This window comes from Blastococcus capsensis (assembly GCF_030165005.1).
In the GTDB taxonomy this organism is placed as follows: domain Bacteria; phylum Actinomycetota; class Actinomycetes; order Mycobacteriales; family Geodermatophilaceae; genus Blastococcus; species Blastococcus capsensis.
Genome location: NZ_JASNNW010000015.1, coordinates 53926 through 79167 on the forward strand (window position 1 = coordinate 53926; position 25242 = coordinate 79167).

Below are 25242 nucleotides of genomic sequence, written 5' to 3' on the forward strand. Positions count from 1 at the left end.
GGATGACGTCCCCCTCTCCCTGCACGGCGGACCGCCTCCTGGGCGCAGCCACGGCGGTGGTCGCGAGCGTCGCGGTGGCCCTCGCGCTCGTCGCCGCGCCGACCGACGCCGTGCAGGGCGAGCCGCAGCGGCTGATGTACGTGCACGTGCCGGCCGCGTGGCTGGCCTACCTGGCCTTCGCGGCGGTCCTCGTCGCCAGCGTGGCCCATCTCCTGACCCGGGACCTGCGCTGGGACCGCCGGGCGCAGGCCGCCGCGGAGCTCGGGGTCGGGATGACCGCGTTGGCGATCGCGCTCGGCAGCGTCTGGGGCCGGCCGGTCTGGGGCGTGTGGTGGGTCTGGGACCCTCGTCTGGTCACCACCGCCGTCCTGCTGCTCGTGTACGTGGGCTACCTGGGGGTCCGTGGCCTCGGGGACGACCGTGCGGCGGGGGCCCGCCGTGCTGCGGCCGTGGGCATCCTGGGGTTCGTCAACGTGCCCGTCGTGCACTTCTCGGTGGTGTGGTGGCGCACCCTGCACCAGCCGGCCACGGTGCTGTCGCCGGACCCGGCACCGATGGACCCGTGGATGGCGGCCGCCCTGGGGGCCGCGGTCGCGGCGTTCACGCTGGCCGGGGTGCTGGTGGTGCGGCGCCGGCTGCGGGACCTGGCCTCGGCCGACGCCCCCGTGGCGGGAGCCGCGCGCCCCCCGGCGGATGCTCCGGCCGAGGCGCTCGCCGTCGTCCCGAGGGCCCAGCGGTGAGCGGTTGGGGGTGGGTGGCCGCGGGATACCTGCTGACGGGAGGCACCTGGGCCGCGTACTGGTCCTGGACCCGTCCGGGGCGGAAGCCGCGGTGACCGCGGCCGATGTCGCGACCGCCCGCCGGCAGCTGCCCGTGCGGCTGCTGCTGGTCGCGGGCGTGGTCCTCGTCGCGGTCGGCGTGCTGGCGGTCGCCGGACTGCAGGGCAGCCTCGTCTACTACCGGACCACCAGCGAGCTGGTGGCCGATCCGGAGCTGCAGGGCCAGCGGGTCCGCCTCGGCGGACTCGTGGTGGCCGGGACGGTCGGGACCACGGCGGAGGGGGTGCGGTTCGAGCTGACCGACGGGGTGCAGGACGTGCTAGTGATCAACGCCGGCCAGCCCCGCGGGGTCTTCCAGGAGGGCCAGGGTGCCGTGGTCGAGGGCAGCCTGGGCGCCGACGGCGTCTTCCGCTCGGACGTGCTCCTGGTCAGGCACGACAACGAGTACCGTGCCCCGGCGGGCGGGACCGGCCGCCCCGCGGAGGACGGCGGATGAGGCAGCTGCTCGGCTCGTTCGGGCTGACGCTGGGTCTGGTGTGCTCCACGGCCGCCACCATGGCGTGGGCCGTGGCGGCCCGGCGGCGGGAGGCCGGCGAGGCGGGCCGGTGGGCGCGGATCGGCACGTACGGTGCCCTGCTCGGCGCCGTCGTCGCCGTCGTCGTGATGGTCGACGCACTCGTCCAGCACGACTTCTCCGTGCGATACGTCGCCGAGAACGGCGGACGGGCGGTGCCGCTGTACTACACCGTGATCAGCCTGTGGGCGGCGCTGGAGGGGTCGCTGCTGCTGTGGCTGCTGGTGCTGACCGGGCTGACCGCGCTGGCGATGGTGCGCGTCCATCCCCGAGCCGGGGACCTGCACCCCTGGGCGATCTCGGTGCTGTCCGTGCTGGGCGCCTTCTTCTTCGCGCTGGCCCTGTTCGCCGGGAACGCCTTCGACCGGGTGAGCCCGGTTCCCACCGACGGGCCGGGACCGAACCCGCTGCTGCAGGACCACCCCCTGATGGGGGTCCACCCGCCGCTGCTCTACCTCGGCTACGTGGGCATGGCCGTTCCGTTCGCCTACGCGATCGCGGCCCTCGTCACCGGGCGCACCGGCCCGGCGTGGGTGGCCGTGGTCCGCGCCTGGACGCTCACCGCGTGGGCGTTCCTCACCGCCGGCGTCGTCATGGGCGGGTGGTGGGCCTACGAGGTGCTCGGGTGGGGCGGCTACTGGGCGTGGGACCCGGTGGAGAACGTCTCGGTGCTGCCGTGGTTCACCGCCACCGCGCTGCTGCACTCGGTCATGGTGCAGCGGCGGCGGCCGACCTTGCGGCTGTGGAACCTCACCCTGGCGATCGCCACCTTCGTCCTCGTCCTGTTCGGCACGTTCCTCACCCGCAGCGGGGTGGTCGAGAGCGTCCACGCGTTCACCCGGTCGGCGATCGGTCCGGTGCTGCTCGGGTTCCTGCTGGCCGTGGTCCTGGGTGCCGGTCTCCTGTTCCTGTGGCGCTCGGACCGCCTGGGCGACGACGAGCCACTGCTGGCGACGGTCTCCCGGGAGACGTCCTTCCTGGCGAACAACCTCCTCCTGGCGGGCCTGGCGTTCACCATCCTGCTCGGCACCACCTTCCCGATCGCCGTCGAGGCGGTGACCGGCGACCGGCTCAGCGTCGGCGCTCCGTACTTCACGCGGATGACCGTGCCGCTGGCGCTCCTCGTCATCCTGCTGATGGGGATCGGCCCCCTCCTGCCGTGGGGGCGGGCCCAGGGCCGGCGCGTGGCCCGGCAGCTGCTGCCCTCCGCCCTCGCCGGCCTGGCCACCGTCGGTCTGCTGGGCCTGTCCGGGCTGCGCGGGGTCCCCGCACTGCTCACCTTCGGGCTGGCGGTGTTCGTCGCCGGGGCCACGCTGACCAGGGTGGTGCTGGACGTGGCGCGGACGCGGGCGCTGCGACCGGGCCCCCTCGCGGGCGCGGCCGGGCGGACCCTGCTCGACCGGCGGCGCACCTACGGCGGGTTGCTCGTGCACCTGGGCTTCGTGCTCGCGGCGGTGGCGGTGGCGGCGTCGTCGACCTACAGCAGTTCGGCGACCCAGCAGCTGGCGGTGGGCGACACCGTGCGCGTCGGGAACTGGACGGCGACCCTGCAGGAGGTGCGGCGGTCGGCCGATGACCGGCGGACGTCGGTGGCGGCCGACCTGCTGCTGCGCGAGGACGGTCGCGACGTCGGCGTCCACGCCCCGCAGCTGAGCACCTATCCGACGCTCACCCAGGCGGTCGGGACGCCGTCGGTGCGGACGACCCTCACCGAGGACGCCTACCTGGTCCTCACGGAGGTGGACCCGGACGACGGCACGGCCACCGTGCGGCTGGTGGTCAACCCGATGGTGCTGTGGCTGTGGATGTCGGTCCCGGTCATGATCGTGGGTGCGGTGGCGGCCGGCTGGCCCCGCCGGCTGCCGCGCGAGCCGGCCGCGGCGGCGCTGCCCCGGGACCCGGCACACCAGGCCGAGGAGGTGAAGGTGTGACCACGCCGACCGGCGTCTCGTCCGAGCCGGCACCTCGACGCCGCCGCTGGCCGGCCGTCCTGGTCTTCGTCACGGTCGTCGCGCTGGTCGGCGGCCTGTTCGCCGCGCGGCTGGGCGGCGACTCCCCGGCGTCGACCTCGGCGCTGATCGGGCAGCCCGCCCCGCCGCTGGCAGGGGAGACGCTCGACGGGAGCCGGTTCGACCTCGCCGACTGGCGGGGCGAGGTGGTGCTGGTCAACCTGTGGGCATCGTGGTGCGAGCCCTGCCGGCGCGAACACCCCCTGCTGACGTCCACGGCGGCGTCCCTCGGACCGCGGGGCCTGCGGATCGTGGGGGTCGACGTGCGGGACGACCCCGACGATGCCCGCGCCTTCCTGGCGGAGTTCGGGGGAGCCCGCTGGCCCACCGTCACCGATCCGGAGGGAACCCACGCGGTCGCCTGGGGAACCTTCGCGCTGCCCGAGACCTACCTCGTCGGCCGGGACGGCACGGTCGTGGCCAAGACGATCGGCGAGGTCGACGCGGACTGGATCACCGAGCAGGTGGTCCCGCTGCTCGGTGTCGACGCACCGTGATGCCCGTGCGTCGGGCGGCGGGCGCGGCGGTCGTCGTGGGGGTGGTGGTCCTCGCGGTGCTGGGACTGCTGCGCGCCGCCGCGCCGCAGGGCTCCCCGTCGATCCCCGAACAGGTCCAGGCCGTGGCGGCCGGCCTGCGTTGCCCGACCTGCCAGGGTCAGTCGGTCGCCGACAGCGCGTCGGTCCTCGCCGCGAGCGCCCGGCAGGTGATCGAGGACCAGCTCCGGGAAGGCCGGACCCCGGACCAGGTCCGGCAGTACTTCGTCGACCGCTACGGGGAGCAGGTCCTGCTCAGCCCCGATGCGTCCGGCGCCGGACTGCTGGCCTGGTTGCTGCCGGCCCTGGCCGTCGCGGCCGGTGGGGTCTTCGCCTGGCGCTGGCTGCACCGGGCGCGCAGCGCGCCGGCGGAACCGGCGGAGGACGCCGTGGGAGGAGCGGCTCGCCGGGCCCTCGCGGCGCACCGTGCCGGTGCGCTGGTGCCGGACGACTCCCCGGCCGGCGAGTCGTTGCGGGAAGCCCTGGATGCCCGGCTGGCCGCGGCGGAGGACGACCCGGCCGACGCCGAGGCGGTGGCCGGGGCCGACCGGCGGCTGGCCGCGGCCGTCCGTCGGTACCGCGCGCGGGAGACGTCCGCGCGGGTGCGGGCTCCCGGCGCAGTGCTGCCGCGACGGGTGGTCACGGCCGGGGCGGCGGTCGTCCTGCTCGCGGCTGCGGGGGTGGGCGTGGGTTTGGCGGTGGGAGACCGGGGCACCGGGGATCCGGTCACGGGGGACGTCCCGGGGGCGGCGGACCCCGCGGCGGGTGTCGCGGCGCTGCGGGCCGAGGCAGAAGCCCGACCGCAGGATCCGGCCGCGTGGCTGGCCCTCGGCCGTGCCCTCGACCGCGCGCGGCAGGTCGACCCGGCGGTCGAGGCGTACGACCGGGCACTGGCGCTGGAGCCGGCGGCCGACGACGTCGCCCTGCTCCGCGGCAACGTGCTGGTCCGGGCGGGCCGGGGTGCGGAGGCGCTGCCGGCGATGCGGGAACTCGCCGGGCGGTACCCCGACGACCCGGACGTCCTGCTCGTCCTCGGTCTGGCGCAGGAGGCGGCCGGGGCGCACGAGGCGATCGACACCCTGAGCCGCTTCCTCGAGCTCGCCCCGAACTCTCCGGCGGCTCCCGGCGTCCGGGCGCTGCTGGGGGACCGGTGAGATCCCTGGCCGCGGTGGCGGCGCTGTTCCTCGCCGCCTGCGGGACGACCGACCCCGCGCCGGTGCCCGCCGGGCCGCCGGCGAGCGAGTTGCGGATCGGCATGCAGGAGTACGCGTTCTCGCTGTCGGTGGGCACGCTGGAGGCCGGACCGGTCACCGTCGTGGTGACCAACGCCGGCGGCGCGGCCCACGACGTCGTGCTGAGGCAGGGCGACCGGGAGATCGGTCGCAGCGCCGTCCTGCCCCCGGGGGAACGCCAGATCCTCGAGGTCCAGGTGGCGCGCGGCAGCCCGGTCCACCTCGAGTGCACGCTGACGGGCCACTCCCCGGCCGGTATGCACGCCTCGGTGAGCGTCGCCGCCGCCAGGTGAAACAGCCAGGCCCCGTCCAGAGGCTCGCCGCGAGCTTGCGAGCGGTGAGGAGGACGGGGTCCTTTCTCAGCCGCGCTGCCGCTTCGCGTACCAGTAGGCGACCACGGCCGCGAGGAGCGGCGCGGCCACCAGTGCGACCCGCAGGACCCGCATCACCGTCTGCGGGGAGACGACCAGGATCTCGGCGATGGTGGCGCTCGCCGCGCCGAGGGACAGGACCGTGACCAGGACCGCGACCGCCGTGACGAACGCGACCCGGCCGGGTGCTTCGACCGCACTCTCGTTCACGTCGAGCTCGGCCGCCGGCCGCCGCCGGAACAGGCGCTCCACGAGGGGGTAGCCCAGGACGGCGACGCCGATGAGCCCCGGCAGCAGGATCCCCCCGAGCAGCGGGTTGGTGATCGTGGTGCCCAGGACGGCGACGTCGACCGCGGGCAGCAGCGCGATCCCGCCCTCGGCGAACAGCATGTACCAGTCCGGGTACATGTCGTTGCTGGCCGCGCCCGCCACGTACGGGCCGACGTGCACCACGTCGCTGAAGGGCACCAGCACGGCGGCGAGCACGAGCACCGCGGTCGTCAGCAGGGCGAGCAGCAGCAGGCGGGAACGCAGCCCCTCGCCGCTGGGGGCGGCGACGGCCGTCCGGCCGCCCGGTATCCTCCGTCCCGGCAGCACGGTGTGCCGGTGACGGACGACCAGCCACAGGTGGAGGCCGAGCACGGCCACGAACACCACCGGCAGCACCAGCACGTGCAACCAGAACAGCCGTGGGACGGCGTCGGAGGCGTCCGGTCCACCGAACACCAGATCGGCCAGCTCCGGGCCCAGCCAGGGGATGCTGGAGGCGATCGTGTAGCCGATCCGGACGCTGCTCCCGGTGACGACGTCGTAGATCAGGTTCTGCCCGGTCCAACCCAGCACGATCGCCAGCAGGAGCAGCACCAGGCCGATCAGGTAGTTGGTCACCCGGCGCCCGCGGAAGGCCCCGCCGAGGAACACCCGCAGCAGGTGGCCGAGGATCGTCGCGACGAACAGGTAACTGGCCACCCGGTGCACCCGCCGCAGCAGCTGCCCGCCGGGGACGTCCTCGCTGATGGTCACCACGGAGGAGAAGGCGGCCGGCAGCTCGCGTCCGGCGTACAACGCCGAGGACCCGTCGTGGACCACCGGCTGCGCGGAGGGTGCGTAGAAGAACGTCAGGACCGCGCCGGTCAGGAGCAGCACCAGGAAGCACACCACCGCGACCGGCCCGAGCAGCATGGACCAGTGCGTGGGGACGACGAGCTCGCGCAGCCACCGCGGCGCGCCGTTCCGGGCGGTCCGGTCGCCGCAGCGGCCGGGGGTCTCCTGTCGTTCGACGACGGTCATCCGCGCACCGGTCCCACCGGCACCGGGAAGCCCGCGGTCGCCACCAGGAAGCCCGCACGGTCCACGCCCAGTGGCAGCTGGGGGAGCGGGCGGGAGGCCGGTCCGAACGTCGGCACCGCGCCGTGCGCGGCATCGAACGTCGCCTGATGGCAGGGGCAGAACAGCTGGTCGGAGGTCTCCTGGTACAGCCCGACCGGGCAGCCGGCGTGCGTGCAGATCTTCGAGTAGACGACGATGCGCCGACCCACCACCCACTCGAGCACGGTCGGGGGCTCGGCATCACCGGACAGCCGGACGAGGACGGCGGACGCGGAGTCGACACGCGTCGAGCCCTCGGGCCACACCGTGCCGAAGCCACCGACGGGGACCTCGTCCGCCCGGATGCGATCGCCGTCGGCGGTCACCACGTGGACGCCGCGCCGCCACGGGGTCCCGCGGGGCTCGTCCCGCCCCAGCCAGGCGAGCAGCCCGATGCCGCCCAGCGCGCCGAGCCCGGCGCCACCGAGGACCCACCGGCGGCGCACCGGGTGCCGGGCGACCGCGGCCGCCACCGGGGCGTCCCCGGCCCGGCGCTCGTCGGGCCAGACCCGTTCGGCGGTGGTGCGCGGCCGGACCTGGGCGACGAAGAAGGCGGCGCCGAGCAGGCCGATGCCCAGGACCGAGCCGATCACCTCGGTCGGCCACCCGGCGACCAGCCCGACCACGAAGGCGGCGACCAGCAGCAGCGTGGCTCCGGCGACCGCGGCCGGGACGGGGCCGCGCAGGACACTCCGATCGGGGGCGTCCGGGCCGGCCGCGCTCACCTCCGGGCTCCCGCGTCGTCGCCTGCGGCCGGGCCCTCGGGGCTCTGCGGCACGTCGTCGGCCGGGGGCACGCCGGGCGGAGGGACCGCCGGCTGCCGCCTGGTCCGCACGACGAGGACGAGCGCGCCCACCACGACCAGGGCGAGCACGCCGGTGACCGCGCCCGCGTACACCCGGCCGATGCCGGTCAGCCCCAGGGGTGTCGGGTCGGCGGACGCCAGCTCCTGCACGTAGGCCGCGATGTCCGCGGCCTCCTGCTCGCTGAGCGTCTCGTCCCCGAACTGCGGCATCTCGAACGGGCCCACCCGAATGGCCTCGACGACGCCGGTGGGGTCGACGTCCGTGACGTCGGGGGCCAGTGACCCGTCCGCGGAGATCCCGCCCTGCCCGGCCGCGCTGTGGCAGGGGGCGCAGTTGGTGAGCCACGGGAGCTGGCCCCGACCGGCATCGCCGGGCAGCACCTCGGGGATGACCCCTTCGAGGTCGAAGGCACCGGTCATCCACGCGACCACCGCACGCCGCTGTTCCGCCGTCAGCTGCTCCTCGATCGCGCCCACCTCGTCGTGCACGATCGGCATCCGGCCGGTCCGGATCGTGAGATCCACGTACGCCACCGGCAGGCCGCGCAGGTCCGGCCCGGCGGCGGCCCCGGTCCCGGGGACGCCGCTGCCGTTGTTGGCGTGGCACAGCCCGCAGTACCGCTGGTACAGCGATCCACCTGCGGTGACGTCCACGATCGCCGGCTCGGGCGCCGGGGCGGCGTCGGCCGGTTGCACCAGGAGGGTCAGCCCCACGCATCCCGCAACGAGCGCGAGCAGGGGGAGCAGCGTTCCGCCCCGCCGCTGTCCCCGTCGGTCGGACGGGGTCACGGGTGCTCCAGCGTGTAGAGGTAGGCGACGATGTCGTCGACGTCCTCGACGGTCACGCCGACGTCGGGCATGAGGGTGTCGGGGTTGATCTCCTGCGGGGCCAGGATCCACAGGGCGAGATTGTCCGGGGTGTTCGGAAGGCTTCCGGCGATGGTGCGGCGGTCGGCGATGCCGCCCAGCGGGGGACCGACGCTGCCCTGCGGTCCGGGCACCCCCGGGACCTGGTGGCAGGCGAGGCAGCCGTACTCGCGCAGCAGTTCCTGCCCCGCCTGGGGGGCGCCGGGGGGCTCCCCGGTGTCCTCGGTGAGACTGCTGCAGCCGCTCAGGACGACGATCCCGGCCAGCAGGCCTGCCGCCGTCGGCGCGCCGGCGCGCCATCGCCCGGTCACCAGCACGCTCCCCTCACCAGCACGGTCCGATCGCCAGCACGGGCACGATCCCCAGCCCGACCATGCCCAGCGACAGCAGGTTCATGTACAGGCCGCCGGTGACGAGGAAGCGGTTGCGCGCAGTGTCCGGCACGGCGTCCCAGGCGCGGGCCGGGTACTCACGCGCCTGCTCGCGCTGCACCCGACGGCGTTCGCTCGTCGGCCACAGCGGCGGCCGTGGTGCGACGGGGGCCTCCACCTCGCCGGTCCTGGGGTCGGGCAGGTGCCGCAGCGTCCACCACGCCGCGTAGCAGGCAGCGGCGACGGCGGCCGTGAGGACCACCGTCAGGATCACGAGGAACACCGGCAGCCCGAGGCCCTCGGTCGGGCAGCTCAGCTCGATCGTCCAGTAGCCGACCAGCAGGTGCAGCAGCCAGGCAGCCGTGCCACCCGCCACCGCGAACCAGAAGACGATCGGCCGGACGCCCGGCCGCTTCGTCTCCGGGGTCGCCGCCGTCACCAGAACCTCGGGGTGAGGTAGAGGGTGAAGGCGATCACCAGCCAGGAACCGACGACGAAGTACCAGTAGTGGGCCACGATGACCGCCATCTGCTGCTCGCGCGGCCGCATCCGGTCCCCGCGCACCTTCAGGGCGACGACGGCGAACCCGATGAGGACGAGAACGGCGTTGATGTGGTGGAACCCGGCGAGAGCCAGGACCAGCGAGCCGTAGACGTCCCGCTGCGGATCGATGTCGTTGGCCGGGTAGTCGGCCAACTGGATGGCCAGGAACGCCGCGCCGAGGACCAGTGCGGCGGCCAGCGCGGCGGGCAGCCGCCCACCGGCGCGCCCGGAGCGTGCCGCGACGTGGACGACCACGGTCGGCACCGCGCTGAGGACCAGCAGCGCCGAGGCGATCCCGGTGCGCCACAGGACCGGGTCCTCGGCCGGCGGCGGCGGCCATGCCTGGGCGCCGGACCGAAGGTAGTAGTAGGAGAAGATCAGCGCGGCCAGCATCGAGATCAGCACCCAGAGGGTCAGCTGCATCCCCCACCAGCCGGAGTCCCTCGCGATGGCCGGGGCGGGCCGGGGCGCCGGGTCGCCGGCGTACCCGCTGGTCCTCACGATCCGTCCTCCCTGCTCCAGGTCCACGCGATCCCGACGCACACCGCGCCGAGGAGGCCCGCGAGCGAGAGCGGGTAGACCGAGACGAGCACGCCGCCCAGGGCCAGCACGAGGAACAACGCCATCAGCAGCGGCCACCAGGACTGCTTCGGCAGGGTGATCACCTCCTCGGGCACCGCGTCGAGCAGGCTGGTGAGCACGACCTGCCGCACCTGGCCCGGTGGCTCGAGCAGCTCCTGCTGCCACGTCGACGGGTCGTACCGCGGCTGGAACGGCCGGGTGTCCCACAGCGGGGAGCGGCCGGCGACCTCCGGGACGGCCCGGAAGTTGTAGGCCGGCGGCGGCGAGCTCACCCACCAGTCGAGGGTCTCGCCGCCCCAGGGGTCGTCGCCGGCCCGTTCCCCGTACCGCACGCTGGAGATGACGTTGCCGAGCGTCGCCAGGAGCCCGGTTGTGAGCACGATGCTGCCGATCGTGGACAGCGCCTGCGTCGTCTCCCAGCCGGTGCCCTCCGCGTAGGTGTAGACGCGCCGGGGCATGCCCTGCAGCCCGGTGATGTGCAACGGGAAGAAGGTGAGGTTGAACCCGACGAAGGTGAGCCAGAAGCTCACCTTGCCGGAGCGTTCGGACAGCATGCGGCCGGTGATCTTGGGCAACCAGAAGTACAGCCCGGCCAGCACCGGGAAGAGCATCCCGCCGATGAGGACGTAGTGGAAGTGCGCGACGACGAAGTAGCTGTCGTGCGCCTGCTGGTCGAACGGCACGGAGGCGACCATCACGCCGGTGACGCCACCGGCCACGAAGATGACGATGAAGCCCACGATGTAGAGCAGCGGCGTCTTCCACACCACGCGTCCCTGCCACAGGGTCGCGATCCACGCCGAGATCTGGATCGCGCTCGGGATGGGGATGAAGAGGCTGGCCAGGGAGAAGAACGCGAGCCCGAGCTGGGGCAGGCCGGTGGTGAACATGTGGTGCACCCAGACGCCGAAACCGAGGATGCCGATCGCGACGGTCGACACGGCGATCAGGCTGTAGCCGACGATCCGGGTGCGGGCGAGGACCGGCACGATCGTGGAGACGATGCCCAGCCCGGGCAGCAGGACGATGTAGACCTCGGGATGCCCGAAGAACCAGAACAGGTGCTGCCACAGCAACGCATCGCCACCGGTGGCGGGGTCGTAGAAGTGGGTGCCGACCGTGCGGTCCAGTTCCAGCAGCACGCTGGCCACGACCAGCGGCGGGAACGCGAAGATGATCGACACCCCGGTGACCAGGACGTTCCAGGAAAGCAGCGGCATCCGGCTGATCTTCATGCCGGGCGCCCGGTTGCGGAGGATGAGGACCACCAGCTCGATGGCCCCGCCGATGGTCGCGATCTCCACGAACGTGACGCCGAGCAGCCAGAAGTCGATGGACGAGCCGGGGGAGTACTCCGCGCCGGTGAGCGGGACGTAGGAGAACCAGCCGCCGTCCGGCACCTCGCCGAAGAGGAAGCTGGCGTAGAGGAAGATCCCGCCGAAGACGTAGATGTAGTAGCCGAACGCCGTCAGCCGGGGAAACGGCAGGTCGCGGGTGCCCAGCATCAGCGGCAGGAAGTACATCGCGAAGGCCTCGCCGACGGGCACGGCGAAGAGGAACATCATCGTCGTGCCGTGCATGGTGAACAGCTCGTTGTAGGTCTGCGCGTCGAGGAACGTGCTCTCCGCGCTGCCCAGCTGCCAGCGCATGAACAGCGACTGGATGCCGCCGAGGGCGAAGAAGACGAACGCGGTGACGAGGAATCGCTGGGCGACCTGCTTGTGGTTGAGCGCGGTCAGGGATCCGGCCAGACCGCGGGGCGTGGCCCAGGCCGCGGCCAGCCGGTCCTCGGTGCCGGGTCGGGCCTGCAGCAGCGTCATTCCAGGCTCTCCAGGTAGGCGAGGAGCGCCTGCAGCTCGTCGCCGCCGAGGTTGTTCGGCGGCATGCGCACGCCCGGCTTGAGACCTTGCGGATCGAGGATCCAGCCGGCCAGGTTGCCGCGGTTGTTCTCCAGCATCCCGGCGGCGATCGTCTCGCGCGAGGCCAGGTGGGTGAGGTCGGGGGCCGGGGCCACCCCTCCCTCGCTGACGTCCTCGACGCGGTGGCAGTCGCCGCAGGAGGCGGCCAGGAACACGTCCCGGCCGGCTCTCTCCAGGTCGGTGTCCGGCGTTCCGGAGGCCAGCCGCAAGGCGAGCAGGTGCTCCTGGAACTCCTCCTCCGGCAGGGCCACCAGCACGAACTGCATCCGCGCGTGCTGGATGCCGCAGAACTCGGCGCACTCGCCGAGGTAGGTGCCGGGTTCGTCGACCTGGAAGGTCATCGTGTTCTCCCGGCCCGGCACCAGGTCGACCTTGCCGGAGACGGGCGGCACCCAGAGGCTGTGGATCACGTCAGCGGAGGTCAGCTGGAGCTGGACCGGGCGGCCGACGGGCACGTGCACCTCGTTGGCGGTGACCACGCCGCTGTCGGGATAGCGGACCTCCCACCAGAACTGGTAGCCGACGACCTCGATGTCCAGGGCCTCCGGTGGTGCGGGCCGGGAGATGCCGATGCCCACCACGAGGCTGTAGGCGAACACCGCGGGCAGGACGATCATCGGGATGACCACGCCCCACACCGCGATGAAGGCCTTGGCGCCCCGGGTGTTGCGCCGGGGTGCCCGGTGCGCACGATGCCGCAGCGCGAGGACGAGGAACACGACCGTGGCCAGCCACAGCAGGCCCCCGAGGACGATCATGAACCAGGTGAGACCCGCGATGGACGCGGCGTCGGGGCCCACGGGATCGAGCACCGAGCCCGGCGCCGGCGCCGCCACCGGCAGGGCTTCGGTGGACAAGATCGCAGACCCCCTGTCGTGCCGGTGCGCAGGGCGGCCGGGTGCGCCGTCCCCGTACCGTTGCGACCCTAGCGGCTCCGCACCGCAGCACAACCGCAGGTGACGGACCCGGAACACCTGGGCGGGTCGACCGGCTGCGGTGGGTGGCCGGCACGAGATCCTGGAGACGGACGGGGTGCTCGACGAGGCCATGACCAGAGGACGCCGGTGACCGAGGACAGGACGACGGGCAGCGTCCTCGCCCACGTGGGCGGGGCGGCGGCGGACTGGCCGGTGCTGCCGCTGGCGTTCCTCGGGTCGGTCGCCGTCGGCTATCCGTGCCTGCTCGCCTGGGCGGCGCCGCGCCGCCGGTCGCCGTGGACCACCGCCGGGCCGGGAGTGGCATGGGTCCTCGGCATCGTCGCGCTCGCTGCGGCGCTGGCCTCACCGATCGATCGGCTCGGCGAGGACTACCTCCTGGCCCACATGGTCCAGCACCTGCTCCTTACCCTCGTGGTCGCACCGCTGCTCGTGCTCGCCGACCCGCTGCCCCGGATCATCGCGGCCCTGCCCGAGCCGGCCCGGTCGCTCGTCGCCCGGCCGTGGGCGCGGCTCGTGCGGGGGGCCCGCCACCCCGCGGTCGTCCTGGTCGTCGCGGTCCTCTACCTGGCCGTCGTCCTGGCCTGGCACCTGCCGGCCGCGTACGAGGCCGCCGTCCTGTCGACGCCGGTGCACATCGCGGAGCACCTCACCTTCCTGGTGGCCGCCCTGGTCTTCTGGTGGAACGTGCTCCGCGTTCCGCGCCGGCGCCTGGGGCAACTGGTGGCGGGTCTGGTCGCCGTGCTGATCCCGGCGTTGGGCGAGGCGGTGCTCGGCGGCGTCATGCTGTTCTCGACGACGCCCTGGTACGACGTCTACGTCGGAACGGCCGCCGAGCACGGCTTCGACGCGGTGGTCGACCAGCAGGTGGCCGGTGCGGTCATGTGGATGGCCGGTATGCCGGTCTACCTGCTGGCCGTCGTCGTCCTGCTGTGGCGGGTGGTCCGTGCCGGCGGTGACACGGAGCGGCAGTCGCCCGTCCCGTCCGTGCCGGGTCCCTCGGAGCGCGTGGTCCCGGGGGCTCGGCGGGCGTCGCTGGACGCGTGACGGCGGCCTCTCAGCTCGTCGGGCGTCCGGGAGGCGCCGCGGCCCGGACGTCGTCGTGCAAGCCGGCCACCGTCTCCTCCGGCACGAGCGGCCAGGCCCTGCGCAGCTCCGCGAGGGCGCCGGCCACCAGGCCGGCGGCACCGCCGGCGTACAGACCGGTCGCCAGGGCGGCCGACGCGGGAGGGGAGAGCCGACGGTCCAGCAGGCGCACCAGCAGAGCCGTCGAACTGCCGACTGCCATCGCGCCCAGGACCCCGGCGGCACCGAGGAGCGCACCGGCCCGACCGGCCTGCCGGGCCTTGCCGGTCACCTCCTGCTGAGCCCGCTGGAGCTCCTGGCGGACCAGGGCGCTGAGGTCAGCGCTCAGCGACTGCAGCAGCTCGCTGGTCGAACTGCCCGGCGTGCTCTCGGTCATCGGGTCCTCCTCGGCGCTGGGAACTACCCGGTCTGGCCTACCCGTGGGTGCCCGCGCCAACCGATGCCGGGGCCCCCCGCCCGGGGTCAGGGACGAGCGGGGCGCAGCGGAGGGGGTTCCCCGACGCCGAAGACCTCGCGCAACGCCACACGGGCGGCGTTGTCCCCGCACATCCCGTGCACCGCAGGTCCCGGCGGGGTGGCAGCGGATGCCAGGTACGTGCCCCGGAGGGGCGTCTTGTAGGGATTCCACCGCGGCACCGGGCGGGCGAGCATCTGCCACAGGGAGGCCTCACCGTTGGAGATCTCACCGCCGACGTTGTTCGGGTTGTACGCCTCCAGCTGCCGCGCGTTCGTGGTGTGCCGGTCGAGGACGGTGTCCCGGAAGCCGGGGGCGAACCGTTCGATCTGCGCCTCGATCCGATCGGTCATGTCGACGTCGGAACCGTGCGGGACGTGGACGTACGCCCAGAGCACGTGCCGGCCGGACGGCGCCCTGGTCCTGTCCACCACGGTGGGCTGGACGGCGAGCACGAACGGCCGCTCGGCGTGCCGGCCGGCCGCCGCGGCGGACTCGGCGGCGACCGTCTCCTCGAGCGTTCCGGCCAGGTGCACGGTGGCGGCCCGGCGGACCGCGGGGTTGGTCCAGGGCACCGGTTCGGACAGTGCCCAGTCCACCTTGAAGACCCCGGGCCCGTGCCGGTAGCGGGACACCCAACGCCGGTAGCCCTCGTGCACGCGATCGCCGGCCATCCGCACGAAGGCCGAGGGTGTCGTGTCCAGCAGGACGGCGGGCACGCCGTCGAACTCGCGCAGGTCGGTGACCTCGTGATCGGTGGCCACCTCGCCACCCTGCTCCTCGAGGGCGGTCACCATCGCATCGGCCATCCGCTGCGACCCGCCCTGCACCAGCGGCCAGCCCGCGTGGTGCGCCAGCATGCCCAGCAGCAACCCCAGCCCTCCGGTCAGGGCGCGCGTGAGGGGCAGCATCCCGTGGGCTGCCGCACCGGCGAGCAGAGCTCCCGGCTCATCGGTCCGGAACCAGCGACGCATCAGCCACCGGACGTTGGGCAACCCGTTGACCGCGAACATCCCGAGCGCCGGGATGCCGTGCGTCGGAGGCCGGCGGAACGCGCTGCCCAGGATGAAGTCGACCACCTCGTCGCCGTGCTCGACCAGCGGGCCGAGGAGCCGCCGGTAGGCCGGCCCGTCGGGCCCGAAAGCCTCCGCGGTCTCCTCCAGCGATGGTCGGGCCAGCGCTGCGCGCCCGCCGTCGAGCGGATGGGCGTAGGGGATGTCCGGGTGGAGCAGGCGCACCCCCCGGCTGGGGAGGTCGAACTCACGGAAGAACGGGGCCGCGGCGGCCATCGGGTGCACCGACGCGCAGATGTCGTGGGCGAAGCCAGGTCGGGTCAGCTCCGCCGTCCGGATCCCCCCGCCGGCCCGTGCGTTCCGCTCGACGACCTGGACCCGCAGCCCGGCGGCCGCCAGGCGCAGGGCTGCGGCCAGCCCGTTGGGCCCAGCTCCGACGACGACGGCATCCGGCTTCCCGTTCATCCGGCCCATGTTCGGCGAGCCGGGCCCGGCCGGCCACCGGGCCGGCCGGGGACATGCGGGCAGGCCGGGCCGGAACTAGGGTCGGGAACGTCGGGCCGGCGGCGGGCTGCTCTGGCCGGTACCGGGCCGGCACCGCCGGCGACCCGTCCGCCGTCCACGGGGAGAACTGCCACGGGAGGACTTCATGAAGACCTGGCTGGATGCGTGGCCGGTGTTCCGGCAGCTGACCGGCTCCGATCCCTCGGGTCGCGGTGAGTCGGTACGCAGCAAACGGACCGACACCCTCACGCCGCGGACCGCGACCGCCGACCGGGTCGTCCAGAGCGTCTGCCCCTACTGCGCCGTCGGCTGCTCGCAGCGCGTGTTCGTCAAGGACGAGCAGGTCGTCCAGATCGAGGGCGACCCGGACTCGCCGATCAGCCGCGGCCGGCTGTGCCCGAAGGGTGCGGCCAGCAAGAGCCTGGTCACCAGCGCCACCCGCCAGACGACGGTCAGGTACCGCCGTCCGCACGGGACGGAGTGGGAGGACCTCGATCTGGACACGGCGATGGACATGATCGCCGACCGGGTGCTGAAGACCCGCCGCGAGACCTGGCAGGACGAGCAGGACAGCAAGCCGGTCAACCGGACGATGGGGATAGCGAGCCTCGGAGGGGCGACCCTCGACAACGAGGAGAACTACCTCATGAAGAAGCTCTACACGGCGATGGGCGCCGTCCAGGTCGAGAACCAGGCCCGCATATAGCACTCCTCGACGGTCCCCGGTCTGGGGACCTCGTTCGGTCGTGGCGGCGCCACGACGTTCCAGCAGGACCTGGCCAACTCGGACTGCATCGTCATCGAGGGCTCGAACATGGCCGAGGCCCACCCGGTGGGCTTCCAGTGGGTGATGGAGGCCAAGGCGCGCGGTGCCACGGTCATCCACGTCGACCCGCGGTTCACCCGGACCAGCGCGCTGGCCGACCTGCACGTGCCGCTGCGCGCAGGTTCGGACATCGCTTTCCTCGGTGGCCTGATCAACTACGTCCTGCAGCACGAGCTGGAGTTCCGCGAGTACGTCGCCGCCTACACCAACGCGGCCGCGATCCTGCGGGAGGACTTCCAGGACACCGAGGACCTCGACGGGCTGTTCTCCGGCTACGACCCGGAGCAGGGGAAGTACGACGAGACCACCTGGCAGTACGAGGGGGTCGAGGTCACCGCCGCGGCCGGCCAGCGCCAGTCGCCCAAGCCGGGGGCTTCCGGCGCCTCGGTCGGTGCCGAGTCCGGCCAGGACTCGGATGCGGAGGAACACGAGCAGGGCGCCTCGGAGCAGTCCGGCAGTGGCGGCATCCCCGTCGGCGGGAAGCCCCGGCGCGACGAGACGCTGCAGCACCCGCGTTGCGTCTTCCAGGTGCTCAAGCGGCACTACGCCCGTTACACCCCGGAGATGGTGCACGAGGTGTGCGGCATCGAGCCACAGCTGTTCCTGAAAGTGGCCGAGGCGCTCACCAGCAACTCCGGCCGCGAGCGCACCAGCGCCTTCGTCTACTCGGTGGGCTGGACCCACCACACCGTGGGGGTCCAGTACATCCGCGCCGCCAGCGTCCTGCAGGCGCTGCTGGGGAACATGGGCCGGCCCGGCGGCGGCATCCTGGCGCTCCGCGGGCACGCCAGCATCCAGGGGTCGACCGACATCCCGACGCTGTACAACATCCTTCCCGGCTACATCCCGATGCCGCACGCCCGCGAGGACGCCAGTTTCGACGACTTCATCGCCGAGGCGGCCGGCTCCGTCGGCTACTGGGGCAACATGAAGAAGTACGCGGTCAGCCTGCTGAAGGCCTGGTGGGGCGACGCCGCGCAGCCGGAGAACGACTTCTGCTTCGGCTACCTGCCGCGGCTGACCGGCGACCACAGCTCGTACCAGACGGTCGCCCAGCAGATCCAGGGCACCGTGCCCGGCTACTTCCTGGTCGGGGAGAACCCGGCGGTCGGGCACGCCAACGCCAAGATGGCGCGGCTCGGGCTGGCCAACCTCGAGTGGCTCGTCGTCCGCGACCTGCAGCTGATCGAGTCGGCCACCTTCTGGGAGAGCGGCCCGGAGATCGAGACCGGTGAGCTGACGACCGAGGGGATCGGCACCGAGGTCTTCTTCCTCCCGGCCGCCGCGCACGTGGAGAAGGACGGTTCGTTCACCAACACCCAGCGGCTCCTGCAGTGGCACTCCCAGGCGGTGGAGCCCCCCGGGGACTGCCGCAGCGACCTGTGGTTCTACTTCCACCTCGGTCGGCTGATCCGGGAGAAGCTCGCCGGGTCGACCGACCCGCGGGACCGGCCGATCCTGGACCTCACCTGGGACTACCCGACCCACGGCCCCCTGGCCGAGCCCAGCGCGCACGGGGTGCTCCGCGAGATCAGCGGCACCGGACCGGACGGCACGGCGGTGGACGGCTACACCGCATTGAAGGACGACGGCTCGACCAGCTGCGGCTGCTGGATCTACTCCGGGGTGTTCGCCGACGAGGTGAACCAGGCCAACCGCAAGAAGCCACACCTCGAGCAGGACCTGGTGGCGGCGGAGTGGGGCTGGGCGTGGCCCATGAACCGGCGGATCCTGTACAACCGGGCCTCCGCCGATCCGGACGGCAAGCCGTGGAGCGAGCGCAAGAAGTACGTCTACTGGGACGAGGACGCCGGCAGGTGGAGCGGCCCCGACGTCCCGGACTTCCAGGCCACCAAGCGGCCGGACCACGTGCCGCCGGAGGGCGCCGAGGCCGAGGACGCCCTCGGTGGCACCGACCCGTTCATCATGCAGGGCGACGGCAAGGCCTGGCTGTTCGTGCCGGCGGGGCTGGCCGACGGACCGATGCCGACCCACTACGAGCCGGCCGAGTCGCCGGTGCCCAACCCGCTGTACTCCCGGCAGGCGAACCCGTCGCGCAAGGAGCTCCGGGGCGCCTGGAACCGGGCCAACCCCGCGATGAGCGACGCGTTCCCGTTCGTCGTCACCACCTACCGGCTGACCGAGCACCACACCGCCGGCGGGATGAGCCGGACCCTGGAGTACCTGGCCGAGCTGCAGCCGGAGTTCTTCTGCGAGGTGAGCCCCCAGCTGGCCGCGGAGCGGGGGCTGGAGCACCTGGGCTGGGCGACGCTGGTCAGCACGCGCAGCGCCATCGAGGCGCGGGTCCTGGTCACCGAGCGGATGCGGCCGCTGCGGGTCGCCGGGCGGGAGGTGCACCAGATCGGCCTCCCGTACCACTGGGGCAAGAACGGCATCACGACCGGCGACTCGGCCAACGACCTGCTCGGCGTGGTGATGGACCCCAACGTGCACATCCAGGAGTCCAAGGTCGCCACCTGCGACATCCGGCCCGGCCGGCGGCCGCGGGGACCGGAACTGGTCGAGTTCGTGGAGGGCTACCGCCGGCGGGCGGGGGTCGCGAGCGGCCGGCTGGGCCCCAACGGACGAGCCCCGATCGAGGAGCGGTCATGACGACGATCAGTTCGGCCAGCGCGGCGTTCACCGGCGAGGATCCGGGAAACCGGCTGTTCGGCCCGGTTCCCGACGTCACCGGCGACCGCGGCTACGCCGACGACCACCCCGCCCGCGTCGGTTTCTTCACCGACACCTCGGTGTGCATCGGCTGCAAGGCATGCGAGGTGGCGTGCAAGGAGTGGAACCTCCTGCCCATGGACGACGCTGAGGGCACGGTCGACGCCCTGGGCCTGACCGGGGCGTCCTACGACAACACCGGGATGCTCGGCGCGAACAGCTGGCGGCACGTCGCCTTCGTCGAGCAGAGCCGTGCGGTGGACCTGCCGATGCCCACGGTCGGACTCCCGGGCGCTGCCGGCGGGCAGCGGCCGCTCGAGGACCCGCCGGTCGTGCATCCGCAGGTGCCCGCGTCGGCGACGACGGCGGAGCAGTCGGCGCCGTTGCAGACGTCCTCGGGGGACCGGGAGATCCGCTGGCTGATGTCCTCCGACGTCTGCAAGCACTGCACCCATGCGGCCTGCCTGGACGTCTGCCCGACCGGGTCGCTGTTCCGCACCGAGTTCGGCACCGTGGTGGTGCAGGAGGACATCTGCAACGGCTGCGGCTACTGCGTGCCCGCCTGCCCGTACGGGGTGATCGACCAGCGCCAGGACGACGGCCGGGTGTTCAAGTGCACGCTCTGCTACGACCGGCTGACCGACGGCCTGCAGCCGGCCTGCGCGTCGGCCTGCCCGACCGAGTCGATCCAGTTCGGCGATCTCGATGCGCTGCAGGCGCGCGCCGACGAGCGGCTGGCGGCGCTGCAGGCCAAGGGCGTGGAGGGGGCGCGGCTCTACGGGCGGGACGAGACCGACGGCGTCGGGGGAGCGGGGGCGTTCTTCCTGCTGCTGGACGAACCGGAGGTCTACGGCCTGCCACCGGACCCGGTGGTCACCACCCGCGACCTGCCGGCGATGTGGAAGTCCGTCGGCGCGGGTGCGGCGATGGTGCTCGGGCTGGTCGCCTCGGCCTTCGTGGGACGGCGTCGATGACCGCGGGGGAAGCACCCGAGGGCTCCGGAGTCGGGGTGCCGGGTGCCGGCTGGCGGCGGGCCGACGGTCCGCCGGCGCAGGACCGCGAGCGGCGGCGCCGCGGAGGCGGCCGCCGGGGAGGCCGCGGCGAGATCCCGATGGTCGACGAGGCCGAGTTCACCTCGTACTACGGCCGGCCGGTCATCAAGCCACCGGTGTGGAAGACGCCGGACGTGCCGCTCTACCTGTTCCTCGGGGGCGCCGCCGGGACGTCCGCCGTCCTGGGCGCCCTGGCCGAGGGGACGCGCCGCCCGGCGCTGGCCCGCGTCGCGCATCTCACCGCCGGCGGCGGGGCACTCGCCTCGGTGGGGTTCCTCATCCACGACCTGGGCAAGCCGAGCCGGTTCCTGAACATGCTGCGGGTGCTCAAGACGACCTCACCGCTGTCGGTGGGGTCGTGGATCCTGGCGCCGTTCAGCGCGCTGACCACCGCGACGGCCGGCGCTCACCTGCTGGGCTGGTTCCCGTTGCTGCGCCGGTTCACGGGCGTCGGGGCAGCGGTCCTGGGCGGGCCGATGACGACGTACACGGCGGCACTGCTGACCAACACCGCCGTCCCGTCGTGGCACGAGGCGCACCGGGAACTGCCGTTCGTCTTCGCCGGCTCCGCCATGGCCGCGGGCGGGGGCATCACCATGGCCCTCACGCCGCTCGACGAGGCGGGGCCCGCACGCAAGGTCGCGGCCATGGGCGCGGCGATCGAGCTCGCGGCGATGCACCGCGTCGAGCACGGACACGGCCTGGTCAGCGAGCCGTACCGGACCGGCCGGGCGGGGAAGCTGCTGAAGGCGGCGCGCGGGTGCACGGCCACCGGGGCGGGCCTGGCCCTCCTGGCCGGCCGCAGCCGGGCTGCCGCGGTGGGAAGCGGGGCACTGGTGACGACCGGGTCGGTACTCACCCGGTTCGGGATCTTCGACGCCGGCATGGCCAGCGCGCGGGATCCCAAGTACACCGTCGAACCGCAGCGAGCACGTGCCCGTGAGCGGGACACCGCCGGATCGGGCAAGGCCGCGGTCACCGGGGCGGGGCCATGACCCGGTGCCCTTCCGGGCGCACAGCCCGCGGTCCATCTGTCGACGAGGCGACGAACCGGGGTACCGGCACGTCGACCTGACCCGCCCCGGAGGAGGACTCATGGGAAGCCCGGCCGACGGGTCCGGTCACCGGCGCGAGAACCGCCGGCCGGCCGATCCCGAGCAGCGCAGACCACGGTCGCTGGGGCGTCTCTTCGCGCTCGTCGTCGGCGTCATCCTGGTGGTCCTGGTGATCTGGCTGGTGATCTACTTCGCCGCCAGAGCGAGCGCGGATGCCGGCTATGGGGCATCGGACCAGGGGATGGTCACGAGCGCCGCGCCGATGACCTGGCGGTTCTGAACGCTCGCGCACGTCGCGACCCTGAGGGGCCGTCACCTACGTCGGCGCACCATGCGCGGCCGCATCCGTGCCCGTCACGGTGCTCCTGCGCGGCCGGCTGCCCGCAGAGTTCGTCGCTGGCGTGCGACGTCACCGGTTGCCGATGACAATCAGGCCGTTGGCCGTCACGATCCAAGGAGTTCCCGTGTCCGAAGCCACCCGCGGCGGGATTCGCCATGCCGAGCTGCTGACCATCTACTGCAACGACCACCTGGCTGCCTCGGTGGGGGGTATCGAACTGGTCAAGCGGATGATCGGAGCGCACCGCGGCAGCGTCTACGGAGGGCGACTCCAGCAACTGCTCGACGAACTGCACGAGGAGCACGACCTCCTCAAGGGCGTCATGGCCGAGCTGGGGCTGTCGATCCGCTGGTACAAGCAGGCGGGCCTCTGGGTGGGGGAGAAGCTGAGCCGGATCAAGCTCAACGGCCGGCTGATGAGCCGCTCGCCGCTGAGCTCGCTCGTGGAGTTCGAGTTCCTCGCCTCCGCCGTCCGGACCAAGCGCAGCGGTTTCGAGACGCTGCGCGAGGTGGCGGCGGTCGACGACCGCGTCGACGTGGATGTCATCGACGGGCTGATCGAGCAGGCCAACAGGCAGCACGAGTGGTTGACCCATGCCCGCCGCGAGGTCGCCGCCGACGTGTTCGGTGGTCGGCCCGAGTCCGCGGACGAGGCTGCCGGGGACTGACGTCCTCGGCGTCGCCACGCCTCTGCCGGCCTGCGCCGGCGTCCCGGCGGCCGCGCACCGGTACCGCCGGGACCAGGCGGCGATGCCTCCGGCGCGGTAGAACCGAACCGTGTGCCACACCCACGACAGCCGCCCACCCGCACCACCCCGGAGCGGTGAGGTCGCCGAACGCGGCCTGCTCACCCTGACGGCGGCCGACGACTCCGCGTTCTCCGCCGCGTACGCCGCGCCGGCGTCCCCACCTCGGGTGGGTGTCGTCGTGCTTCCCGACATCCGCGGCCTGCACCCCTACTACGTGGCCCTGGCCGAGCGGTTCGCCGAGGCCGGGCTGGCCGCGGTGGCCATCGACTGGTTCGGCCGCACGGCCGGGGTCTGCCCGGACGGCGTGCGGCCGGAGGACTTCGACTGGCAGGCGCACATCCCGCGGACCACGGCGGAGGGCATCGACGCCGACGTCACCGCGGCGGTCGCGCACCTGCGCGCCCGCGCCGGCGCCGACCTCCCCGTGGTCACCGTCGGATTCTGCTTCGGGGGCAGCCACTCCTGGCGGCTGGCCGCAGGACAGCTGGACCTCGCCGGGTGCGTGGGGTTCTACGGCCGGCCCTCGCTGGTCGGTGACGCTGCCGACCGCGCCGCGCTGCCAACGGTGATGCTGATCGCCGGGGCCGACACCGCGACACCGGTCGACGACCAGCTGGCCTTGGCCGATCGGATGCGCGCGGCCGGCACCGACGTGGACGCCGTCGTCTACGACGGGGCGCCGCACTCCTTCTTCGACCGTTCCTCCGACGAGTGGGCCGACGCCTGCCGGGACGCGTGGGAGCACGTGCTGGCGCTGACCGACCGCGTCACCCGCCGGTGAGCCCGGCCGCCGCCCCGCGGTCGTCCCCGGCCGGGACGGCGCCGGTCTCCTAGGCTGGGCGTCGTGAGCGGCCAGCCGATCGATCCCGGAGTCGTCGAACTCGCCGGACGGGTCTTCGACCTGGCCCGTGGTGGGCACACCGAGGAGCTCGCCGCCTACGTGGACGCCGGCGTGCCGGTGAACCTCACCAACGACAAGGGCGACACCCTGCTCATCCTGGCCGCCTACCACGGGCACGCCGACACGGTGGCTGCGCTGCTGACCCGCGGCGCCGACCACGGCCGGGTGAACGACCGCGGTCAGACGGCGCTGGCCGCTGCGGTGTTCAAGCAGTCGACCGGTACCGTGCAGGCGCTCGTGGCCGCCGGTGCCGAGCCCGACGCCGGCGTACCGAGCGCCCGGGCGACGGCGCAGTTCTTCGAGCTCCCCGCAATGACGGCGCTCCTGGACGGGCGCGGCTAACGTCGGACCGGCCGCCGGTGGGCACCGACCACAGGCGGGGCGCCACCGAGGGAGAGGGCGGCATGTCAGCACGGCCTGAGGCGCCGGACGCCGGCCCGCCGCCGCGGGGTCGGCGTGAGGCCGACCGGCTCGTGGAGAGCCGTCCCGACCTGTCCGCGGCCGCCGCCGTCCCCGCGGAGCCCACCGGCGCGGCCCCGGCGGTTCCCCGCTGGCTGCTGCTGGTCGGTGGGGTGGCCGCCGCCACGCTGGGCATCGCGGGGTTGCGCGCCATCGCCTGGCTGGTGGCTCCGGTATTCCTCGCCCTGGTGATCGTCGTCGCACTCACCCCGGTGCAGCACTGGCTGCGCCGGCTGGGCGTGCCGCGCTGGGTGGCGACGACGGTCCTGCTGCTGCTGGTCTGGACCGTGCTGCTGGCCTTCGTCGCGCTGCTCGTCGTGTCCGTGGCGCAGTTCGCCGCCCTGCTGCCGGACTACGCCGGTCAGGCGCAGACCCTGATCAACGACGTCGTCGCCGATCTGAACGACGCCGGCATCTTCTCCGGGCAGCTCTCCGACCTGGTCGCGCAACTCGACTACAGCGCGCTGGTCGGCCTGGCCACCGGCCTGCTGGCCCGGCTCACCGACGCCGCCAGCACCCTGGTGCTGCTGCTCACCGCCCTGGTCTTCATGGCCATCGAGTCCGGTGGGGTCCGCCGCCGCATGGCACTGGTGGGTGCCGAGCGCCCGCACCTGCCCGTGGCGGTGACCCTGTTCACCCGCGGCACCCGCAGCTACCTGCTGGTGAGCACGGTCTTCGGCGCGATCGTGGCGGTCGGCGACGCCATCGCCCTCGCGTTCCTGGACGTCCCGGCCGCGCCGCTGTGGGGACTGCTGGCCTTCATCACCAACTACGTGCCCAACATCGGCTTCCTGCTGGGAGTGGCGCCGCCGGCCGTGCTGGGCCTGCTGGCCGGTGGCTGGGGCGACTTCGTCGCGGTCCTCGTCGTGTACTCGCTGCTGAACTTCGTCGTCCAGACCCTGATCCAGCCGCGGTTCGTGGGGGACTCGGTCGGCCTGTCCGTGACCGTCACCTTCGTCGCGCTGCTGTTCTGGGGCTGGGTGCTCGGCGCGCTCGGTGCCCTGCTCGCCATCCCGCTGACGTTGCTGGTGAAGGCGCTCCTGGTCGACGTCGATCCGCGGGGACACTGGCTGGACGCCCTGCTGCGGGAAGAGCCGCGGGCTCCCCGCACCGTGCGGGCCCGCCGGCGGATGGCCGACCGGCACGCGACGCTGGCCTCGATGCGCCGGCTGCACTCCCGCGGGGTGGCGGAGCCTGCCGACGAGGTGGTGGGGAAGGACTGACCGCGCCCGCGCCCGGTCAG

Annotated in this window: 25 protein-coding genes and 1 pseudogene; 16 read left to right on the forward strand and 10 right to left on the reverse strand. The window is 73.4% G+C overall.

The window, feature by feature from the left end; translation table 11 throughout:
* Positions 1-2 precede the first annotated feature (2 nt).
* The 6 genes from ccsA (at position 3) to QOZ86_RS13800 (ending at position 5420) form a co-directional block, all read left to right on the forward strand.
* Positions 3-740 carry a cytochrome c biogenesis protein CcsA gene (gene ccsA, locus QOZ86_RS13775; protein WP_284492545.1) on the forward strand — a complete coding sequence of 246 codons (738 nt, stop codon included), beginning with the start codon at positions 3-5 and terminating at the stop codon, positions 738-740.
* 91 nt (positions 741-831) lie between these two features.
* Positions 832-1275, forward strand: coding sequence for a cytochrome c maturation protein CcmE (locus tag QOZ86_RS13780; protein ID WP_284492546.1), 444 nt, complete (start codon positions 832-834; stop codon positions 1273-1275).
* A complete protein-coding gene (locus tag QOZ86_RS13785; protein WP_284492547.1) occupies positions 1272-3284 on the forward strand; it encodes a heme lyase CcmF/NrfE family subunit in 2013 nt (670 codons plus the stop codon). The genes QOZ86_RS13780 and QOZ86_RS13785 overlap by 4 nt, the downstream gene beginning before the upstream one ends.
* Positions 3281-3859, forward strand: coding sequence for a TlpA family protein disulfide reductase (locus QOZ86_RS13790; RefSeq protein ID WP_284492548.1), 579 nt, complete (start codon positions 3281-3283; stop codon positions 3857-3859). The genes QOZ86_RS13785 and QOZ86_RS13790 overlap by 4 nt, the downstream gene beginning before the upstream one ends.
* A 5-nt stretch (positions 3860-3864) precedes the next feature.
* Positions 3865-5049, forward strand: a complete 1185-nt coding sequence (locus tag QOZ86_RS13795) for a cytochrome c-type biogenesis protein CcmH (RefSeq protein WP_284492549.1) — start codon at positions 3865-3867, stop codon at positions 5047-5049.
* Complete coding sequence (locus tag QOZ86_RS13800; RefSeq protein WP_284492550.1) at positions 5046-5420, forward strand: hypothetical protein; 375 nt, start codon at positions 5046-5048, stop codon at positions 5418-5420. Before QOZ86_RS13795 ends, QOZ86_RS13800 begins: the two co-directional genes overlap by 4 nt.
* A 66-nt stretch (positions 5421-5486) precedes the next feature.
* On the opposite strand, the gene QOZ86_RS13805 is transcribed toward QOZ86_RS13800, so the two are convergent.
* Genes QOZ86_RS13805 through coxB form a run of 8 tightly spaced genes read right to left on the reverse strand, consistent with a single transcriptional unit; the run spans position 5487 to position 12810 of the window.
* Positions 5487-6788, reverse strand: a complete 1302-nt coding sequence (locus tag QOZ86_RS13805) for a cytochrome b N-terminal domain-containing protein (RefSeq protein WP_284492551.1) — start codon at positions 6786-6788, stop codon at positions 5487-5489.
* On the reverse strand, positions 6785-7591 hold the full coding sequence (locus QOZ86_RS13810) for a QcrA and Rieske domain-containing protein (RefSeq protein WP_284492552.1): 807 nt from the start codon (positions 7589-7591) through the stop codon (positions 6785-6787). Before QOZ86_RS13810 ends, QOZ86_RS13805 begins: the two co-directional genes overlap by 4 nt.
* Positions 7588-8460, reverse strand: a complete 873-nt coding sequence (locus QOZ86_RS13815; RefSeq protein WP_284492553.1) for a c-type cytochrome — start codon at positions 8458-8460, stop codon at positions 7588-7590. Before QOZ86_RS13815 ends, QOZ86_RS13810 begins: the two co-directional genes overlap by 4 nt.
* Positions 8457-8849, reverse strand: a complete 393-nt coding sequence (locus tag QOZ86_RS13820) for a c-type cytochrome (RefSeq protein WP_284492554.1) — start codon at positions 8847-8849, stop codon at positions 8457-8459. Before QOZ86_RS13820 ends, QOZ86_RS13815 begins: the two co-directional genes overlap by 4 nt.
* A gap of 13 nt (positions 8850-8862) precedes the next feature.
* Positions 8863-9348: a hypothetical protein gene (locus QOZ86_RS13825; protein ID WP_284492555.1), complete on the reverse strand. Its 486-nt coding sequence runs from the start codon at positions 9346-9348 to the stop codon at positions 8863-8865.
* Positions 9345-9953 carry a cytochrome c oxidase subunit 3 gene (locus QOZ86_RS13830; RefSeq protein ID WP_284492556.1) on the reverse strand — a complete coding sequence of 203 codons (609 nt, stop codon included), beginning with the start codon at positions 9951-9953 and terminating at the stop codon, positions 9345-9347. The genes QOZ86_RS13825 and QOZ86_RS13830 overlap by 4 nt, the downstream gene beginning before the upstream one ends.
* Complete coding sequence (ctaD, locus tag QOZ86_RS13835; protein WP_284492557.1) at positions 9950-11854, reverse strand: cytochrome c oxidase subunit I; 1905 nt, start codon at positions 11852-11854, stop codon at positions 9950-9952. The genes QOZ86_RS13830 and ctaD overlap by 4 nt, the downstream gene beginning before the upstream one ends.
* Positions 11851-12810 carry a cytochrome c oxidase subunit II gene (coxB, locus tag QOZ86_RS13840; protein ID WP_284492558.1) on the reverse strand — a complete coding sequence of 320 codons (960 nt, stop codon included), beginning with the start codon at positions 12808-12810 and terminating at the stop codon, positions 11851-11853. Before coxB ends, ctaD begins: the two co-directional genes overlap by 4 nt.
* A 207-nt stretch (positions 12811-13017) precedes the next feature.
* On the opposite strand from coxB, the gene QOZ86_RS13845 reads away from it, so the two are divergent.
* A complete protein-coding gene (locus QOZ86_RS13845; RefSeq protein ID WP_284492559.1) occupies positions 13018-13935 on the forward strand; it encodes a cytochrome c oxidase assembly protein in 918 nt (305 codons plus the stop codon).
* Between the two features lie 10 nt (positions 13936-13945).
* On the opposite strand, the gene QOZ86_RS13850 is transcribed toward QOZ86_RS13845, so the two are convergent.
* Both QOZ86_RS13850 and QOZ86_RS13855 read right to left on the reverse strand, forming a co-directional pair.
* Complete coding sequence (locus tag QOZ86_RS13850) at positions 13946-14350, reverse strand: phage holin family protein (protein WP_284492560.1); 405 nt, start codon at positions 14348-14350, stop codon at positions 13946-13948.
* A gap of 86 nt (positions 14351-14436) precedes the next feature.
* On the reverse strand, positions 14437-15906 hold the full coding sequence (locus QOZ86_RS13855) for a phytoene desaturase family protein (RefSeq protein ID WP_284492561.1): 1470 nt from the start codon (positions 15904-15906) through the stop codon (positions 14437-14439).
* Between the two features lie 184 nt (positions 15907-16090).
* Between QOZ86_RS13855 and QOZ86_RS21335 the strand changes: the two genes are divergently transcribed.
* From QOZ86_RS21335 to QOZ86_RS13895, 9 genes and pseudogenes are all read left to right on the forward strand, one after another.
* The gene (locus QOZ86_RS21335) at positions 16091-16651 is read left to right on the forward strand and encodes a hypothetical protein (protein WP_489433518.1); all 561 of its coding nucleotides are present in this window, start codon (positions 16091-16093) and stop codon (positions 16649-16651) included.
* Positions 16652-16663: 12 nt separating this feature from the next.
* Positions 16664-19384 (forward strand): annotated as a pseudogene (fdh, locus tag QOZ86_RS13860) (formate dehydrogenase); the annotation flags it as partial.
* Complete coding sequence (locus QOZ86_RS13865; RefSeq protein WP_284492562.1) at positions 19381-20418, forward strand: 4Fe-4S dicluster domain-containing protein; 1038 nt, start codon at positions 19381-19383, stop codon at positions 20416-20418. The pseudogene fdh and the gene QOZ86_RS13865, both read left to right, overlap by 4 nt.
* Positions 20415-21491: an NrfD/PsrC family molybdoenzyme membrane anchor subunit gene (gene nrfD, locus QOZ86_RS13870; RefSeq protein WP_284492563.1), complete on the forward strand. Its 1077-nt coding sequence runs from the start codon at positions 20415-20417 to the stop codon at positions 21489-21491. The genes QOZ86_RS13865 and nrfD overlap by 4 nt, the downstream gene beginning before the upstream one ends.
* Positions 21492-21591: 100 nt before the next feature.
* The gene (locus QOZ86_RS13875; protein WP_284492564.1) at positions 21592-21831 is read left to right on the forward strand and encodes a hypothetical protein; all 240 of its coding nucleotides are present in this window, start codon (positions 21592-21594) and stop codon (positions 21829-21831) included.
* A gap of 184 nt (positions 21832-22015) precedes the next feature.
* On the forward strand, positions 22016-22558 hold the full coding sequence (locus tag QOZ86_RS13880; protein WP_284492565.1) for a hypothetical protein: 543 nt from the start codon (positions 22016-22018) through the stop codon (positions 22556-22558).
* 109 nt (positions 22559-22667) lie between these two features.
* Positions 22668-23420 (forward strand): dienelactone hydrolase family protein, encoded by a 753-nt coding sequence (locus QOZ86_RS13885; protein WP_284492566.1) that lies wholly within the window; start codon positions 22668-22670, stop codon positions 23418-23420.
* 63 nt (positions 23421-23483) lie between these two features.
* The gene (locus QOZ86_RS13890) at positions 23484-23882 is read left to right on the forward strand and encodes an ankyrin repeat domain-containing protein (RefSeq protein ID WP_284492567.1); all 399 of its coding nucleotides are present in this window, start codon (positions 23484-23486) and stop codon (positions 23880-23882) included.
* Between the two features lie 62 nt (positions 23883-23944).
* A complete protein-coding gene (locus tag QOZ86_RS13895) occupies positions 23945-25222 on the forward strand; it encodes an AI-2E family transporter (RefSeq protein WP_284492568.1) in 1278 nt (425 codons plus the stop codon).
* The last annotated feature ends 20 nt before the right edge of the window (positions 25223-25242 follow it).